This is a genomic window from Streptomyces sp. O3 (genome assembly GCF_054788135.1).
The window spans coordinates 23,028-39,324 of record NZ_JBTVYK010000067.1 but is presented as its reverse complement, the minus strand read 5'-3'; the positions used below and the strand labels follow the sequence as shown (position 1 = coordinate 39,324).

Sequence of the window (16,297 nt, the reverse complement as noted above, 5' to 3'; positions counted from 1 at the left end):
CTGCAAGACCACCGAAACCGCCAAGATCGACCTCACCAGCGAAGGCCGCTTCCAGCCCTTCGTCGGCGGCAAGCTCAAGGGCACCTACACCCTCCCCGGCATCGCCGACTGCGGCAGCTTCAACGACATCATCAGCGGCTTCATGGCCGGACCCGGCAACACCATCGACATGGACCTCACCTACCGCAAGGACAGCTGACCTGACCGGTCAGCGGTGACGGCACACCGAAGCCCCCGCCGCGGCCCGAAGGCCGCCGCGGGGGCTTCGGTGTCTGTCCTGTCCGGCGGATCAGGTTCCAGGGCCGCGCAGCATCCGGCCTGCCCGCGCCACGCCCAGCCAGAACGCCGTCGGCAGGAAGACCAGGTCGCCCACGACGGTGATGGCCGAGAACATCGGCAGGGCCATCAGCAGGCCGATGCCGACATGAGTGCCGAACATCACGGCGAGCGCCACGTACTTGAGCCGCCGGTTGAACACCAGGGCCGGGAAAAGCACTTGGGAGAAGACCGTGGCGTACGCGAGGAGCGCGATCCAGTGCGTCTGGCCCGCGAGCCAGCCGGACAGCTCGGGGAAGGTCGCGAAGTCGTCCAGGTGCAGCGTGTAGTAGAGGGCGCTGCCGTCGCGCCAGGACTCGCCGCGAGCCTTGTACAGCCCTGCGGTCCCGTAGATGACCATCACCTGGAAGGCGAGGAGGGCCAGCCCGGCGTTGTGCAGCACGGTGACGGCTCTGCGGCGCAGTTCCTCGGTCGGCCCGCCGTGCTCCGTACTCGTGGACCGGGAGGCTCGGCGCGCGTCCAGAGACCAGCGGCGGCCCGACGCGCACAGGACGAGGTAGTTGGCGAACAGCAGGCTGAGCAGCTCGAATCCGCTGTTCGAGAGGGACCCGCGGACATAGAAGCCGGCGACCACGAAGGCGAACAGCACGGCCATGAGCCGGGTGTGCCAGCCGAGCAGGTAGAGCAGGCTCACGAGGACGGCCAGCCCGTACGCGGCCCAGAAGAGGTCGGGGCTCTGCGTGCCGAGCCAGGTGTACCACCAGGACAGCGCCCCGTCCTGGTCCCGCGCCGTCATCGTCGCGCTGAACAGTTCCGGTGTGTACGGGGAGCCGGGGCCCCAGAGCCGGTCCGCGTGCGCGATCTCGCGCAGGAGTTGCAGCAGGAACAGGCCCGCGACCCCGATCCGTACCACGGCGGCGCCGTACAGCCCGTACGGCCGCAGGGTCAGCTCGCGCAGTCGGCTGGCGGCCTGGCGTGCCCCGTCGTCGAACGCCGTGCCGCCCGCCTCCACGACCTGCCGGAGCGTCACGGGAGCACCTCCCAGGTGCCGAGGGCCTGTCGGTTGGACCGCGGGGGCGGCCCCTGGTGGCCTGGCGGTGCGGTCGGTATGCGGCGGACGCGCAGTTCTATGGTGTCGGGCCGCTTCTCCCCGAGGTCTGTCAGCCGTACGACGACGACATTGCGCAGGTAGCGCGCGGCGCGGGTCAGCGGCGCCCGTCGCTGTGACTCGGGGGAGCCCGCCAGATGAGCCGAGAGGGCCTTGCGCAGGACGGCCTGGTCCTCTCGGCTGGGCAGCGGGTTGCCGCGGTGGGCCGCGATGTCGTGTGCGGTGAGGTCGATCCACTCGCCGGGACGGCCCGCGCGCCAGCCGCGTACCTCCAGGTGGGAGTTGGCGCGCGGTGGGTCGGGCGCGAAGATGTTCCAGTCCTGCGGGAAGAGCGGCCGCAGCCATCCCTGGACCGTCGCCGAGTGCGTCTTGGCCAGAGGGAGGTCGGGGCTGACGTCCAGGACGAGCAGGGCCATGTGCGTCAGGGTGAGACCCATGACCACCGCGGCGACGCACCGGCCGATCAGCCGGTGTACGCCCCCGAGCGGGGTCCCGTGGGGTGCCAGCGGGTCGGGGGGCTCGACCGGGGGCGGGTGGGCCCTGGCCCCGGTGTCCGTGGCCTCGGCGGCCCTGGTCTCAGGATCTGAGGCCTTCGTCTCCTTGGCCCCCGTCTCCGCGGCCTCCGTCTCCTTGGCCCCCGTCTCCGCGGCCTCCGTGTCCATGCCGGGATGCCTTAGTCGGCTGAGGGCGCGGTCGGGGCACCGCCGTTGGCGAGGACGTCGGCGCATTCCGGGGCCTCGTCGAAGGCCCGCTTCAGTTCGGGGTGGGCGCGGAGGTCCTGCGCGGGTCCCTGGTAGGCGCCCGCCTTCTCGATGCCCGCGCCCGCCTCGCGCAGCGCCTTCTCCAGGGACTTCTTGTCCGTGACCTCCGCGTTCTTGAGGCCCTCGCTGGTGCCTGACAGGGTCTTGCGGGCCTCGCGCAGGCGCTTCATGGCCTTGTCGTACGCGCTCTGGCCGCCGTCGACCGGTGGGGCCTGGCCGTTCTCCATGTTCTTTTCCAGCACTCCGAGTTGGCCGTCGAGGGCGTCGAGGAAGCCGACGACCTCGGTGCGGTACTCCTTGGGTGACTCGTTCTCCCCCTTGGGCAGCGTCAGCTCCGAGCCCAGGTCCTGGACCTCGTCGCAGAAGCCTCCCGCCCAGTCGATCTGCGGACCGCCCTCGGGCTCCGCCGTGGTGCAGCCGGTCGCCGCCAGCGTCGCGGCGGCCAGCAGAGCCGCGGCGGCTGTGTGTCGTCTCATCTCTGACTCCTCGTCATATGTCGTCGGAGTGCGGTGGCTCATCGGCTGAAGGTGTCGATCTTCGTGATGCGCCAGGCGCCTTCGTCGTCGAGCACGTCCACGGCGAACATCGCGGCCGCGTAGGTGGCGGGACCGTCCTCGACGGTGCTGATGTTGCTCTGGTCGGCGAAGACCAGGACCCGTGCCCGATCGCCGTCGATGAGCTCGACGGCGCTGTGCGTGACGGTCGTGGTGAGCACGAGCTTCTGCTCGTCGCCCTGTGCGCGGACCTGCGCGAGCATGTCCCGGTGCTGCCCGACGGCCTTGCCGGTGAGGTGGTCGCGTGCGGCGCGGTCGGTGTCCTCGGGCTTGGTGTGGTCGTAGGAGAAGACCTCGTTCACGGCTTTGCCGACCACTCCCTTGATCTCGCTGGTCGTCGCCGTGTCGGTGAGGGCCGCGTTGTGCAGGGCGGGGGCGTCGCGCAGGTCATCGGCGCGGGTGTGGGCCAGGGCCGCGAACGTCGCGGCGAGGACCGTGGCCAGGGCGAGCAGCAGCCGACGGCTGCGTGAGAGCGCGGTGACGGCGGTCCGGACGTGCCCGGACCCGCGGGCTGGCGCGGTGCCGCGGGCTTGCTTCGCCTTCTTCCGGTCGGGTACGCCTCCACGGTCGGGTACGCCTCCACGGTCGGGGGCGGCCCTGCGGTCGAGTGTGGCCCCGCGGTCGGACGTGGGCTTCGGCTGGCGGGGCTCCTGTTCGGTCCGGGTCACGGCCAGTCGCCGCTGCCGGTTGACCAGATGACGGGTCGTCGACGTCGCCATGGTTCCCCCCTCAGTTCCCGGTAGCCGTGTCGCCGGTGGGCGCCTGGCCGAGTCCGCTCAGCTTCCAGCCGTCGCCGGTGCGGGTGAGTTCGCCGATGAGTCGGCTCTCCTTGCTGACCGGCTTCTTCTTCGGCGCGTCCACGGTGATCCGCAGGGCGATCAGTACGCTCGCCCGGCCCGACCGCTCGTCGAGTTCGCTCAGCGCGCCGGAGAGCACCTTCGCCGTGGTGACCGTTCGGGCGGAGCGCACCTGCTTCTCGAACTCGTCTCGTCCCTTGCGCAGTTCGTCGTGGAGGTCGCCGGTGGTGGCGGCTTCCCAGGAGTCGAGTCCGCGCCTCAGGTCCCGGTGGTCCAGGGTGTTGAGGTTCTGGACGGCCTGCTCGCCCGCGGCGAGCGCCTGGTCGCGGGCGGCGGCGAAGTCCGCCGCGTCGTCGTGGGCCGCCGCGTACCAGGACCAGCCGCTCCAGGCGGCGAAGGCCAGAGCGATCGCCGCGGCCAGGGCCAGGGCGGTACTCGCCCCGCCTCGGATGGTCGTACGTCCCATGTCCCTCTCCCCTACCGGGCCTTGATCCGGGTGATCGTCCAGTGGCCGTCGTCGAGCCGTGCCGTGACCGACAGTTGGGCGGCCACCACGCTGGGCTTCGCGCCCTCGCGTTCGGACCGCTGGTCGAGGAAGACGAGCAGCCGGGCGCGGTCGGCGGTAAGTTCGCTGACACCGGCCCGCACCACATACGTGGTGAGCGTCAGCTTCTGCCGCCGCGCCCGCTTCTCGAGCTGCGCGAAGATCGCCTCGTAGTCCTTGGCCGCGGCGCCGCGCAGCACTTCCGCGGCGCGTCGCCGGGTGGCGGGCAGGTCGTCGGGGGCGTAGCTGAAGACCTCGCCGAGTGCGCGGCTGACCTCGTCGATGACACGGCGGGTGGCCTTGTCGTCGGTCAACGCCCGGTTGGCGGCGGCCTGTTCGGTCTCCTGCTCCGCGCGAGCGGCGAGCGTGAACAGGCCGCCCGCGGTGACCAGGAGGACGACGACGGAGATGACCACGAGGACGGTGAGCGGTCCGCGTCCGGGGCGGCGCGCTGACGGCTCCGGTGGGCCGTCCGCCTCAAGGGTCGGGTGTGGTCTTTCGGTGACGCTCATGGACGTCTTCCTCCTGTCATGGCGCACCGACGGGTACCGCGGTCAGCGAGCTGAGTTTCCAGCCCGCGCCCGTGCGGGCCAGGGTCGCTGCGAAGCGCTTGCGGTCGGTGGTGGGTTCGCCGCCGCGCGGCGTCACCTCGACGCGCACCGTCGCGATGGCCTCGGCGGTTCCCGCGCGGGTGTCGAGTGCGGTGACCGCGGCGTCGGTGACGGTGGCGCGCAGGGTGCTGCCTTCCGCCGCCAGGGTTTCGGCGCTGTCGTCGCCGGTGCGCCGCAGTTCGTCCTTGAGGGGGCCGTGTGCCGCGTTCCGCCAGCGTCGCAGGGACGCGTCGACGTCGTCGCCGTTCCTGCTGTTCAGGGTCGCGATGTGGGCGCGGGCCGCGCTGAGCGCCTCCGTACGGCTGTGCGCGTACGCGGTGTCCGCGTCGCCGTGTGCCGTGGCGTACGTCCAGCCGCCCGCCGCGCACAGCAGTGCGGCCGCGGTCAGCGCGAGCCGTCGGGCGTACCGTCTCATCGTGCCCCCAGTCCGAGCAGGCCGCTCATGTCGGTGGGGCTGTCGTCGAGCGCGGCCGCCCGGCTGAGGCCGCCGGAGCCGGGGGTGGCGGGGGTGGGGACGCCGCCGGTGGGGGCGTTCTGGGAGCCGCGTACGTTCTGGCCGCTGTTCGGGTGCGCGGTGCACGCGGCGTCGGTGTTGGCCGGTGCCGGGGTGGTGTCCAAGCCGTTGCGGTAGGCGGTGCCGCCGTATCCGGTGGTACAGGGCAGCGGTTGGAAGAAGGTGGTGACCAGGCCGAACCGCACTCCGTCGGGGCCGACGGCGGTGGCGCCCGCGGCCGCGAGTCGCGGGATGCGCACCATGAGTTCTTCGGTGCCGCGCTGCCGGGTGACCAGCAGTTCGGAGGTGGTGACCAGGTTCGCGAGCATGACGCTGAGTCCGGGGTCGGTGTCGCGGAGCAGGCCGGTGAACTGGCTGGCCGCGTCGGGGGTCTGGGTGATGAGGCGGCGCAGGTCGGGGTCGGACTTCTTGAGCTGCTCAGCGAGTTCGGCCGCCCCCTTGGCGAAGGTCTTGAGCGCGCCCGCCTCCTCGTTCTGGGTGCGCAGCACCGTCTCGGCGTCGACCAGCAGTCTGGTGGTGGCGGGCAGTGCCTCGTCCGCGGCCTGGATGAACTCGCTGCTGGTGTCGATGAGTATCCGCAGGTCCTGTCCGCGGCCGTCGAAGCTCTTGCCGAGTTCGTCGACCACGGTGCGCAGGGCGGCGAGGTCCACCGATGAGGCGAGGCGGTCCACGCTGGTGAGCACCTCGGTCACGGGTGCGGGGGTACGGGTGGCCTGGCGCGGGACCACCGAGCCGTCGGCGAGATAGGGGCCGTCGTCGGTGCGCGGGCTCAGGTCGAGGTACTGCTCGCCGACGGCCGAGAGGTTGGCGACCTTCGCGACGACGTCGCTGGGGATCTTGGGGGTGGACGCGTCGATGCGTACCCGTGCCTCGACTCCGTCGCCGGTCAGCGTGACGGCTTCGACGCGTCCGACGTCGACGCCGCGGTAGGTGACGTTGGCGTTGCCGAACAGCCCGCCGGTCTCGGTGAGTTCGACGCGGATCGTGTAATAGTCGCGGATGCCGACGTACCGGCCCAGGTCGGCGTAGGTGAGGGCGATGTACGCGAGGACGACCGTGCCGATCACCAGGAAGGCCGCGTTCTTGAGGTGGGTGGTCCAGGTGAGCATCAGGTGTCGCCTCCCTTGCTTCCGGTGACCGAGGGCAGCGGCAGCGGTACTCCGGCCGTACGGCCGGGGCGGGCCGGGGGCACGATCTCCGTGCCCGGCGCGGCGGTGGTCTTCAGATAGACGTTGAGGTAGTCGCCTTTCACTCCGCTGAGCACCTCGTCGGTGAACGGATAGGTGAACATCACCTGGAGTGACTTGGGCAGGTCGGCGCCCGCGTCCGCGAGGTTCTTGAGCACGGGGGCGAGGGCCCGCAGGTCGGCGTTGATGTCGTCCTTGGTCCGGTTGACCGTGTCGACGGCGACGCTGGACAGCGAATCGAGCGCGCGGAGCATGGTGACCAGGGAGCCCCGCTGGTCTCTGAGGACCTTCAGTCCGGGCGGCAGCTTGGTGAGGGCCTCGCCGATCTTGCGGTCTCGTGTGGCGAGGGTGGCGGTGAGGCGGTTGACGCCGTCGAGTGCGGCGGTGATGTGCTTCTTGTTCTTGTCGAGGCTCTTGGCCGCGGTGTTGATCTGCCGGAGCATGGAGCGTGCCTGTGGCTCGTTGCCGCCGAGGGCCTGGTTGAGTTCGCTGGTGATCGTCCGGATCTGTTCCACGCCGCCGCCGTTGAGTACCAGCGACAGGGCGCCGAAGACCTCTTCGACCTCCGGGTTGCGGTTGGTGCGCTCGACGGGGATGACGGCGCCGGGCCGCAGCCGCCCCTGGTTCTTCGCGTAGGTCGCGGCGGCTCCGGTCTCGGTGTCCTGGAGGTCGGGCCTGGCCCGCATGGACTCGGGTGCGACGAGCTGGACGTACTTCTCGCCGAGCAGGCTGGACTGTTCCAGGTTGGCGTAGGCGTTGGCGGGCAGCCGTACCGAGCCGTTGACGCGCAGGGTGACGCGGGCGGTCCAGCCGTCGTCGGCGAGGGCGATCCGGGTCACCCGGCCGACCGCGACGTCGTTGACCTTGACGGTGGAGTGCGGGAAGAGGCTGACCACGTCCTGGAACTCGGCGGTGATCTCGTAGGGGTGGGCGCCCAGGTCCGCCCCGCCGGGCAGCGGCAGGTCCTCCAGGCCGTCGAAGTCGGGGAGGCCGCCCGGTGCGAGGGCGAGCCCGACGAGGGTCACGCCGAGTGAGAGGCCCAGCGCGGTCCGGGTGATCCAGCGCCGCCGCATCACCGCGCTCCCTTGTCGTGTGCGTCGCGCTCACCGTGCGCGTCGCGTTCCGGTGTGCCGTAGACCGTGCCGACGGCGGGCAGCGGCAGTGCCCCGGCCAGTTCGTTGACGTTGGCGCGGCCGTCGATGGTGCGGGTGCGCGGGTTGTACGCCTGGTCGAGGTTGAGCGCGGCCAGCGGCAGTACGTCGAGCGCCTCGGCCACGGAGCCGCGCTGGTCCACGACGGACTGGGTGAGCCGGGCCAGTTTGTCGACGTTGGCCTTGAGGTCGCCTCGGTGAGTGCCGATGAATCCCTTGACCTTGCCGAGCGCGGTGCCGAGTTCCTTGAGCGCACCGGCCAGTTCGTCCTTGTCCTTGGCGAGGAAGCGGGCGACGTCGGCGAACTGGCGTTCCGCTTTGCGGATCTGGCCGTCGTTCTTTTTGAGCATGCGGGTGAACTCCTGCAGGTGCTTGACGGTGGCAACGAGGTCCCCGCTGTTGCCGTTGAGTACCGCGGAGGCTCCGCCGAGCTGGTGGATGGTGTCGCCGATGGCCTTGCCGTTGCCGTCGAGGTTCTCGGCTCCGGTCTTCACCAGGTCCGCGAGGGCGCCGTCCTTGTTGGCGCCGTCGGGGCCCAGTGCGTCGGCGAGTTCGGTGACGCTGCCCAGCAGTTCGTCGACCTCCACCGGGGTGGCCGTGTCCTCCGTGTCGATGACCGTGCCGTCCGGCGCCTGCGGGCCGCCGTCGTAGGCGGGGCTGAGCTGCACGAACCGTCCGGACACGACGCTCGGCGCGACCACCACGGCGCGCACGTCGGCGGGCAGTTTCACGTTCGCGTCGAGGGTGAGCCGCACTCGGACCCGCTCGCCTTCGGGCCGTACGTCGTCGACCTGGCCGACCCGGACGCCGAGCACCCGGACGTCGGAGCCGGGGTGCACGGCCACGGCGCGGTCGAAGTAGGCGGTGACGCGCTTGCCGTCCGGGGTCTTGAGGAAGGTCAGGTATCCGGCGACCGTGGCCGACGCGAGCAGGACGAGCACGGCCAGGATCGCCGCCAGACGGCGGCCTCCCAGGGCTCTGGCCGCGGCGGCGAGCCGCCCGCCGGGCGGCGTGCGGTGTCTGCGGGTGGTGCGCGCCATCAGCGGTCACCTGCCTTCTGCTTCGGGGGCAGGCACCCGTTCGCCGGGGCGGTGTCCGCGGGCAGGTAGTCCTTGGGGACCAGTCCGCAGAGGTAGCCGTCCATCCAGCGGCCGTTGCCGAGGGAGTTGCCGACCAGACGGTAGTAGGGGCCGGCCGCGGCGAGTGCCTGGTCGAGGTGCTTCTTGTTCTTGGCGAGTACGCCGGTGACCCGGTCGAGGGAGGCCAGGGTGGGGCCGAGCTGCTTGTCGTTGTCGTCGATCAGGCCGGTGAGCTGCTTGCTCAGCGCGCGGGTTCCGGTGAACAGCGCGTGCAGGGAGTCACGTCGGTGGCGTACCTCTTTGAGGAGCAGGTTGCCGTGCTTGAGGAAGCTCTCGAACTCGTCCTTCTTCCCGTTGACGGTTTTGGTGAACTTGGCGGTGCCGCCGAGGAGTTCGGCCAGGTCGTCGTTGCGTGTGGAGATCGTCCTGGACAGGTCGGAGAGGCCCTTCATGGCCTTGCGTACATGGGGCGGGGTGTCCTGGAAGGTCGCGGTGATGGCCTCGAAGCTGTCCGCGATCTTCTCCTTGTCGAGCTCGCCCACCGTCCGGCTGAGTCCGTCGAACGCCTGCATGACGTCGTACGGGGAGGTGGTGCGGGCGGCGGGGATGCGCTGGCCGGGGTCCTGGCGTCGGCTGCCGAGCGGGTCGACGGCGAGGTACTTCGCGCCGAGCAGAGTCTTGATGGCGATGCCGACCGTGCTCTTGTCGCCGATCCAGGCGTCTTTGACCTTGAAGGTCACCTTGACGCGTGGGCCGTCCAGGGCGACGGACTCCACCGTGCCGACGCGTACTCCGGCGACCCGCACCTCGTTGCCCGGCTTGAGGCCCGCGGCTTCCTTGAAGTCGGCGGTGTAGCGGGTGCCGCCGCCGACCACGGGAAGCGAGTCGGCATGGTAGGCGAGCAGTCCGACCAGAGTCATGGTGAGCAGTCCGGCGAGGGCCAGGGTGATCGGGTTGCGTTCCGAGAGGGGCTTCAGGCTCGGGCGGCGCGCCAGGCGGCGAAGGCGCGGCCACCGTGAGCGGGTCGGCTTCATGCCCGGCACCTCGCATCCTTGATCGCGATCCCGGTGGGCGGTGTGCTGCCGCCGTAGCCGGAGAGCCCGTCGACGCGGGCCTCGCACAGGTACAGGTTGAGCCAGGACCCGTAGGACGCCGTCCGGGTGAGCGCGACCATCTTCCGCGGGGTGCGCTGGAGGAAGTTCTCGATGAGGGGCTCGTTGTCGGCCAGGGTGCCGGAGAGCCGCCCGAGGTCGCGGATTCCGGCTTTCAGGGGCGCGCGGCCGTCGGCGAACATCTCCGCGGTGCTCACGCTGAGCTTTCCGAGGGAGCCGATGGTCTTGCCGACCGTCTTGCGGTCGTCGGAGAATCCGGCGACCAGTTCCTCGACGGTGTCGATGAGTTCCGTGAACCCCTTCTGGCGGGTGTTGACGGTCTTCAGTACCCGGCTGAGGTTGGTGATGACCTGTCCGATGACCTTGTCCTTGGCGGCGACCGTGGTGGTCAGTGAGCCGACGGTCCGCAGCAGGCTCTCCACCGTGGCGCCCTCGCCCTGGAGAACCTGCACGATGGAGCCCGCCAGTTGGTTGGTCTCCTTGGGTGACAGGCCCTGCATCAGCGGCTGGAACCCGTTGAAGAGCTGGGTGAGGTCGAGGGCAGGGCTGGTCCGTTTGAGGGGGATCGTGGCGCCGGGCTCCAGGGTGCGGCCGACGGGTCCGGCGCCGCGCCCGAGGTCGATATAGCGCTGGCCGACCATGTTGAGGTACTTGATCGACGCGGTGGTCGACGCGGGCAGGGACCGGCTCTCATCGACGGTGAAGGAGACCTGCGCGTAGCGGCGTTGGACGATCTCGATGGAGGAGACCTGGCCGACCTTCACTCCGGAGATCCGTACCGAGTCGCCCTCGTTGAGTCCGGTGGCGTCGGTGAACCAGGCCCGGTAGCCACGGGTCTTGCCGATCTCGGCGCCCGCCACGCTCAGCGCGAGGAGTGTGGTGGCCAGGGCGGTGACCAGGAAGAAGAGCACCGATTTGACGACTGGTCCGGTGAGGCTGCGCTGTCCGCTCACTTCAGCCGCACCTCCGCCCCGCGGAAGGCCGGACCGGCGAGCACGCTGGACCAGTCCGGCAGGGAGCCGGGCCGCGCCTGCGTCTGAGCGGCGAGCAGTTCGGTGACAAGGGCGTTCTCCTGGGGCGAGTTGGCGATGCCGAGTCCGCCGGTGAGCTCGGTGAGGGCGGCGGGCGCGCCCGTCTTCCCGGTCTGTCCGGGCGCGTAGGAGGTTCCGGCGTAGGGCACCGGGTAGCAGCGGGGTCCGCCGCTCGCCTCGTAGCGTGGTGTGTCCCGGCCCGGTGCGTACGCGCCGCGCGGGGGCACGACCTGGACGTCGACGTGCAGTCCGGGCTGGTCGGTTCCCTTGCCGAGCGCGTCGTCCATCGCGGGCACGAACGCGGCGACGGTGCGCAGAGTGCAGGGAAAGGACGGGGCATACCGGGCGAGGAGTTCCAGCGTGGGCCTGCTGGTGCCGCTGAGGCGGATGAGGTTGGCCCGGTTGCGTCGCAGCCAGGTGCCGACGTCGTGTGTGTCGCTGGTGACGGACGCGTACAGCGAGGCCAGCTCGGAGCGCCGCTCCGCGAGGGTGGCGCTGGTGCGGGTGGCGTCGTACAGCGCGTCCACGACGTCCGGGGCGGCCTCGGCGTAGGTGTCGCTGAGTTTGACGAGTTCCTTGATGTTCCGGTTGAGCGTGGGGAGCTGGGGGTTGAAGCCTTTGAGGTACGTGTCCAGGGCCACCATCGAGTCGCCGAGTTTCCCGCCCCTGCCCTCCAGGGCCTCGGCCAGCGCGGACAGTGTGGCGGACAGCTTCTGCGGCTGTACGGCGGTCAGCAGCGGCAGCAGGTTGTCGAGTACCTGCTCCAGCTCGATGGCGTTGCGGCTGCGGTCCCGTGTGATGACCGCGCCGTCGGCCAGCGGCCGGGGGGAGGGGTCACGCGGCGGTACGAGGGCGACGTACCGCTGTCCGAACAGGGTGGTCGGCAGGAGCTGGGCCCGGACGTCGGACGGCACTCGGCTGAGCTGGTCGCGTCGCATGGCCAGGGTGATCCGGGCGCCGCCGCCGTCGGTGTCGATGCGCTCGACCTCGCCGATGACGACCCCGCGTAGCTTGACATCCGCCGTGGGGTGCATTTCGCTGCCGACCCGGTCCACCTCGACGACCACGGTCGCGGTGTCGGCGAACTCCTTCTCGTATACGGCGATCGACAGCCACACCAGGAGGGCGGGCACCACCAGGAAGACCACCCCGGCCAGCCTTCTGCGCCGGGTCAGGGCGCGCTCGCTGGGCCGGGTGCGCGCGGCGGCCTTGCGGCCGGGGTCCGTCGGCGCGGTGTCCGGGGTGCGTGTCGGGGCGGTCATCCGGCCACCTTCACGGTCGTCGTGGCTCCCCACAGCGCCAGGCTGAGGAAGAAGTCGGTGACGCTGATCAGCACGATCGCGGTCCGCACGGACCGGCCGACGGCGACGCCGACCCCGGACGGGCCGCCGGCGGCCCGGAAGCCGTAGTAGCAGTGCGCCAGGATCACCATGACGCTGAAGATCAGCACCTTGAGGAAGGACAGCAGTACGTCCGTGGGGACCAGGAAGAGCTGGAAGTAGTGGTCGTAGGTGCCCGTCGACTGTCCGTTGAAGACGATGGTCGTCGCGCGGGACGCCAGATAGGAGCCGAGCAGCCCGATGCCGTAGAGCGGGATGATGGCGACCGCTCCGGCCACGATGCGGGTGGAGACGAGGAAGGGGATGCTGCGTACGCCCATGCTCTCCAGGGCGTCGACCTCCTCGTTGATGCGCATGGCGCCGAGTTGGGCGGTGAAGCCCGCGCCGACCGTGGTGGACAGGGACAGCGCGGCGACGAGCGGGGCGATCTCGCGGGTGTTGAAGTACGCGGAGACGAACCCGGTGAACGCGTCGGTGCCGATCTGGCTGAGCGCGGCGTACCCCTGCAGGCCGACGACCGTGCCGGTGAACACGGTGATCCCGATCATCACGCCGACGGTGCCGCCGATGACGCCGAGCCCGCCGCTGCCGAAGGCCACTTCGGCGAGCAGCCGCTGGATCTCCTTCGGGTAGCGGCGTACGGCCCGCGGGATCCAGACCATCGCCCGGAGGTAGAAGAGGAGTTCGTCGCCGGGGCGGTCCAGCCAGGCGAAGTAGCGCCGCTTTCCGACGCGGTCGGCGAGGGCCATGGGTCACAGCCCCTTCGGCGGGACGAGCTGGAGGTAGATGCCCGTCAGGACCATGTTGACGAAGAACAGGATGAGGAAGGTGAAGACGACGGACTGGTTGACGACGTCGCCGACGCCCTTCGGTCCGCCCTTCGGGTTGAGGCCCCGGTAGGCGGCGACCACACCGGCGATGAAGCCGAAGACCAGCGCCTTGAACTCGCCGATGTACAGGTCCGGGAGCTGGGCGAGCGCGGAGAAGCTGGCGACGTACGCGCCGGGGCTGCCGTTCTGCATGATGACGTTGAAGAAGTAGCCGCCGAGCGTGCCGACCACCGAGACCAGGCCGTTGAGCAGCACCGCGACGAGCATGACGGCCAGCACCCGCGGCACCACCAGGCGCTGGACGGGTGAGACGCCCATGACCTTCATCGCGTCCAGTTCCTCGCGGATGGTGCGCGAGGCGAGGTCGGCGCAGATCGCGGACCCGGCGACGCCGGAGATGAGCAGGGACACGATCAGCGGGCTGGCCTGCTGGATGATGACGAGGACGCTGGCGCCGCCGGTGAACGACTGCGCGCCGAACTGTTCGATCAGGGAGCCCACTTGCAGGGCGATCACCGCTCCGAACGGGATGGTGACCAGCATGGCGGGCAGGATCGTGACGCTCGCGATGAACCAGAACTGCTCGATGAACTCGCGCCACTGGAAGGGGCGTTTGAAGATCAGCCGGAGCACGCTGAGCCCCAGGGCGAACATGCGGCCCGTCTCGCGCAGCGCTCCGAGTCCGGGGAGCGGGCCGCGCGAGGTCGCCGGTGCGGTCATGGCCGCTCTCCCCTGGCCGCCCGCGGTACGAGGAGTGTCGGGGCGCCCGGAGCCGCCCGGCCCGCGCTCCCCTCCCCCGTGTCCCCCGTACTGCCTTTCTCCCCGTCTTTGTCACTGCCTTTGCCGCTGCCTTTGTCCCGCAGGCTGGCCTCCACGGCCCGGCGTGCCGCGGGCGGCAGGTCGTGCAGCATGGCCATGACCCGCGCCCGCCGACGGCGCACCGCCTGGCGGGGCGGCATCCCCGGTGTCGGCTCCAGCTGGGGCACGATGACGCGCTCCGTGGGCGGCCCGGCGACGATGCCGTGCGACTCCTCCAGGGCGAGGGTCGCCTGGTCCTTCTCCTCCGACATGCCGATGGGGCCCGCCCTGCGGCCGTTGAGGAACTGCTCGACCACGGGTTCCTCGCTGGTGAGCAGCACCTCGCGGGGCCCGAACGTCACCAGGTTGCGGCGGAACAGCATGCCCATGTTGTCGGGCACGGTGGCGGCGATGTCGAGGTTGTGGGTGACGATGAGCATCGTCGCGTCGATCTGGGCGTTGAGGTCGATGAACAGCTGCGATATGTACGACGTGCGCACCGGGTCGAGTCCGGAGTCCGGCTCGTCGATGAGGATGATCTGCGGGTCGAGTACCAGTGCCCTGGCGAGGCCCGCGCGTTTGCGCATGCCGCCGGATATCTCGCCGGGCAGCTTCTCCTCGGAGCCGCCGAGGCCGACCATGTCCATCCGCTCCATGACGATGCGGCGGATCTCGGACTCCTTCTTGCGGGTGTGCTCGCGCAGCGGGAAGGCGATGTTGTCGAAGAGGCTCAGCGATCCGAACAGCGCCCCATCCTGGAACATCAGGCCGAAGAGCTTCCGTGCCTCGTACACGTCGCGCTCGCGGCTGTTGACCATGTCCACGCCGTCGATCAGCACCTGCCCCTGCTCGGGCCGGATCAGGCCGACGAGCGACTTCAGGAAGACCGTCTTCCCGGTTCCGGACGGGCCGAGCATCACGCTGACCTCGCCGCGCGGCAGGGTGAGGGTCACGTCCTGCCAGATGTTCTGCCTTCCGAACGACTTGGTCAGCCCCTGGACGACCACTTCGACTCCCATCGCACCTCCTTCGGTTACAGCTCCGGCAGTTTCGGTATCGCGTTCTCGCAGGTCGATCCGGTGCAGATGGCGCCCTGCCGGATCTTCAGTACGTTTCCGGGGCCGGAGATCACGCCGGTGAACAGCGAGTCGAGATCCTCTCCCGCCGGGGTGCCGCAGCCGGTGAACGGCGGGATGTCCAGCTCGCCCTGGAGCAGGCCCCCGCTGCTGACCGGGTATGCGCCGCTGAGGACGGTCTCGACGGGGCGGGACGTCCGGCAGTCCGGGCCCACGTCGAGGGGCACGCCGTTGATCCGTACGTCGTAGAGCCGCAGATGCTGCCGGTAGCCGACGCGGGTGGTCATCGGTCCGTCGCCTCGCTTGACGTTGACGACGGTCGCCGGTCCGGCCTCGAAGCGGACCTTGGCGGTGGTCGGCTGGAACCCGAAGGCGAGGAACGTGCCTTCGGCGTCGGGGAGCTGGATGATCCCGAGGTGGTCGGACTCCTGGTATCCCGGAGCTTCGACCCGGCGCATGAGCAGACCCAGGTGCATCAGCCCGATCCGGTCCGCCCGTGGGTCGTTGACGATGGCCGAGCTCTTGAGCTTGCGCAGGGTGGCGAATCCCACGGGGATCGCGCAGACCGAGGTCGGTTCGACCTCGGTCACCTCCGCCCCCTTCGGCGGTGTGGGCAGCCGTTCCGGGTCGAGTTGGCCCTCGGGGGGTTCGGCCGGGCAGTCGCCCGGCTCGGCGAGGGGGCGGGGCCCGGCCTCGATGGCGGGCGCCTTCGGGTCGCCCTGCCTGCCGGGGGCTGGGGCGGTCGGCGTGCCGGAGGCGTCCGGAGAGTTCGAGGGGTTCGGGGAGTTCGAGGGGTTCGGGGATTCGCGTACGGGGACGGTCGCGAGCTGGGTGTCGGCGCCCGGCGCGGGGGCGCAGGTCAGCCGGGTGTCGGTCGGCGCCGCGTCGGGGGGCGGCGGTTCGTCGGGGGGTGGTGAGCCGTCGGCGGGCGGTGGCGCGTCGGCGCTCGGCGCGCTGTCCGCACCCGGTGTCCCGTCTCCATCCCCGGCTACGGAACGCAGGGCGAGTGTCAGCTCCGCCGCGGTGAAGGTGACGGCTCCTTCCGCGCCGACCGTGACGTCCGGGACGTCGCCGGTGAAGGTGAGCTGAAGTCCGCCGTCCGCCGCGGGCCGCGTCTGGGGCGCGACCAGACCGGTCCATTCGGCCTGAGCCCGCTCCCGGCCCTGTGTGACCGTCGTGTTCAGTGTCGCCGTGCCGCCGACGGCCCGCGCCCCTTCCGGCAGCAGTCGCTCGGCGAGCTCCGGCGGAAGGCTCGCCGCCACGCTCACCCCGCCCGGTCTGATCGGCTCGCCGACCGCGCCGGACTCGGGGAAGGCGTCGCCGAAGCCGATCTCGACATCGATCCGTTCCCGCACCGAAGTCAGTCGGCAGTCGTACGTCGCTGTCACCGTGCGAGCGACCCCGTCGCGCGCGGCCGAACCCGAGCCGGGCAGCAAGCCGATCACCAGGGCCCCCGCGGTGACCACGGCCAGTCGCACGGCGGGTCTGCGGCTCACGGCGGTTGTCATCACTGCTCTCCCGGAGAACG

Annotated in this window: 17 protein-coding genes and 1 pseudogene; 1 reads left to right on the top strand and 17 read right to left on the bottom strand. The window is 70.6% G+C overall.

The window, feature by feature from the left end; translation table 11 throughout:
- Positions 1 to 199: pseudogene (locus ACX6XY_RS26565) on the top strand (hypothetical protein); the annotation flags it as partial.
- Positions 200 to 289: 90 nt separating this feature from the next.
- On the opposite strand, the gene ACX6XY_RS26560 reads toward ACX6XY_RS26565, so the two are convergent.
- From ACX6XY_RS26560 to ACX6XY_RS26480, 17 genes are read right to left on the bottom strand one after another with little or no spacing between them, the layout of a single operon-like run.
- A complete protein-coding gene (locus ACX6XY_RS26560; RefSeq protein WP_460335897.1) occupies positions 290 to 1,306 on the bottom strand; it encodes an HTTM domain-containing protein in 1,017 nt (338 codons plus the stop codon).
- Positions 1,303 to 2,046: a DUF5819 family protein gene (locus tag ACX6XY_RS26555; protein WP_460335894.1), complete on the bottom strand. Its 744-nt coding sequence runs from the start codon at positions 2,044 to 2,046 to the stop codon at positions 1,303 to 1,305. The genes ACX6XY_RS26560 and ACX6XY_RS26555 overlap by 4 nt, the downstream gene beginning before the upstream one ends.
- Positions 2,047 to 2,057: 11 nt before the next feature.
- Positions 2,058 to 2,621 carry a hypothetical protein gene (locus ACX6XY_RS26550; RefSeq protein WP_460335891.1) on the bottom strand — a complete coding sequence of 188 codons (564 nt, stop codon included), beginning with the start codon at positions 2,619 to 2,621 and terminating at the stop codon, positions 2,058 to 2,060.
- A 38-nt stretch (positions 2,622 to 2,659) separates the two neighbouring features.
- Entirely contained in the window at positions 2,660 to 3,418 is a 759-nt protein-coding gene (locus ACX6XY_RS26545) for a hypothetical protein (protein WP_460335888.1), read from the bottom strand.
- Between the two features lie 10 nt (positions 3,419 to 3,428).
- Positions 3,429 to 3,962 (bottom strand): hypothetical protein, encoded by a 534-nt coding sequence (locus tag ACX6XY_RS26540; protein WP_460335885.1) that lies wholly within the window; start codon positions 3,960 to 3,962, stop codon positions 3,429 to 3,431.
- 11 nt (positions 3,963 to 3,973) lie between these two features.
- Entirely contained in the window at positions 3,974 to 4,552 is a 579-nt protein-coding gene (locus tag ACX6XY_RS26535; RefSeq protein WP_460335883.1) for a hypothetical protein, read from the bottom strand.
- Positions 4,553 to 4,568: 16 nt separating this feature from the next.
- Positions 4,569 to 5,066 (bottom strand): hypothetical protein, encoded by a 498-nt coding sequence (locus tag ACX6XY_RS26530; protein WP_460335880.1) that lies wholly within the window; start codon positions 5,064 to 5,066, stop codon positions 4,569 to 4,571.
- On the bottom strand, positions 5,063 to 6,274 hold the full coding sequence (locus ACX6XY_RS26525; protein ID WP_460335877.1) for an MCE family protein: 1,212 nt from the start codon (positions 6,272 to 6,274) through the stop codon (positions 5,063 to 5,065). The genes ACX6XY_RS26530 and ACX6XY_RS26525 overlap by 4 nt, the downstream gene beginning before the upstream one ends.
- A complete protein-coding gene (locus ACX6XY_RS26520; RefSeq protein WP_460335874.1) occupies positions 6,274 to 7,425 on the bottom strand; it encodes an MlaD family protein in 1,152 nt (383 codons plus the stop codon). Before ACX6XY_RS26520 ends, ACX6XY_RS26525 begins: the two co-directional genes overlap by 1 nt.
- Positions 7,425 to 8,543: an MCE family protein gene (locus ACX6XY_RS26515; protein ID WP_460335870.1), complete on the bottom strand. Its 1,119-nt coding sequence runs from the start codon at positions 8,541 to 8,543 to the stop codon at positions 7,425 to 7,427. Before ACX6XY_RS26515 ends, ACX6XY_RS26520 begins: the two co-directional genes overlap by 1 nt.
- Entirely contained in the window at positions 8,543 to 9,616 is a 1,074-nt protein-coding gene (locus ACX6XY_RS26510) for an MCE family protein (RefSeq protein ID WP_460335867.1), read from the bottom strand. The genes ACX6XY_RS26515 and ACX6XY_RS26510 overlap by 1 nt, the downstream gene beginning before the upstream one ends.
- Positions 9,613 to 10,647, bottom strand: a complete 1,035-nt coding sequence (locus ACX6XY_RS26505; protein ID WP_460335865.1) for an MCE family protein — start codon at positions 10,645 to 10,647, stop codon at positions 9,613 to 9,615. The genes ACX6XY_RS26510 and ACX6XY_RS26505 overlap by 4 nt, the downstream gene beginning before the upstream one ends.
- On the bottom strand, positions 10,644 to 11,987 hold the full coding sequence (locus tag ACX6XY_RS26500; protein ID WP_460335862.1) for an MCE family protein: 1,344 nt from the start codon (positions 11,985 to 11,987) through the stop codon (positions 10,644 to 10,646). The genes ACX6XY_RS26505 and ACX6XY_RS26500 overlap by 4 nt, the downstream gene beginning before the upstream one ends.
- Positions 11,984 to 12,814, bottom strand: coding sequence for an MlaE family ABC transporter permease (locus tag ACX6XY_RS26495; RefSeq protein WP_460335859.1), 831 nt, complete (start codon positions 12,812 to 12,814; stop codon positions 11,984 to 11,986). Before ACX6XY_RS26495 ends, ACX6XY_RS26500 begins: the two co-directional genes overlap by 4 nt.
- A 3-nt stretch (positions 12,815 to 12,817) precedes the next feature.
- Complete coding sequence (locus ACX6XY_RS26490; RefSeq protein WP_460335856.1) at positions 12,818 to 13,615, bottom strand: MlaE family ABC transporter permease; 798 nt, start codon at positions 13,613 to 13,615, stop codon at positions 12,818 to 12,820.
- On the bottom strand, positions 13,612 to 14,712 hold the full coding sequence (locus ACX6XY_RS26485) for an ABC transporter ATP-binding protein (protein WP_460335853.1): 1,101 nt from the start codon (positions 14,710 to 14,712) through the stop codon (positions 13,612 to 13,614). Before ACX6XY_RS26485 ends, ACX6XY_RS26490 begins: the two co-directional genes overlap by 4 nt.
- A 14-nt stretch (positions 14,713 to 14,726) precedes the next feature.
- A complete protein-coding gene (locus ACX6XY_RS26480; RefSeq protein ID WP_460335850.1) occupies positions 14,727 to 16,277 on the bottom strand; it encodes a DUF6801 domain-containing protein in 1,551 nt (516 codons plus the stop codon).
- Positions 16,278 to 16,297: the final 20 nt, after the last annotated feature.